Annotated in this window: 1 pseudogene; it reads left to right on the top strand. The window is 74.5% G+C overall.

Going from position 1 to position 318, the window contains the following annotated elements:
• A pseudogene (locus CCN29_RS32530) lies at positions 1 to 318 on the top strand (RDD family protein); the annotation flags it as partial.

Consider the following 318-nt stretch of genomic DNA (forward strand, 5'->3'; position numbering starts at 1 on the left):
ACGCGCTGGTGCGGGGGCTGCTCGGGGTGATCGAGATCCTGATGACGTTCGGGGTGGTGGCCTGTGTCGCCTCCCTGGTGTCGGCGCGCGGCCGGCGGCTGGGGGACGTGTTCGCGGGGACGCTGGTGGTGCGGGAGCGGGTGCCGGCCGGGCAGGGCGGTTTCGTGCCGCCGCCCCCGCCGTGGCTGATGGGACGTTTCTCCGGGCTCGACCTGTCGGCGGTGCCCGACGGTCTGTGGCTCGCCGTCCGTCAGTACCTGACGCGGATGCGGCAGCTCGATCCGCGGGTCGGCTCGTCGATGGCGGAGCGGCTGGCGG

This window comes from Streptomyces pseudogriseolus (assembly GCA_002154585.1).
GTDB classification, from domain to species: Bacteria; Actinomycetota; Actinomycetes; order Streptomycetales; family Streptomycetaceae; genus Streptomyces; species Streptomyces pseudogriseolus.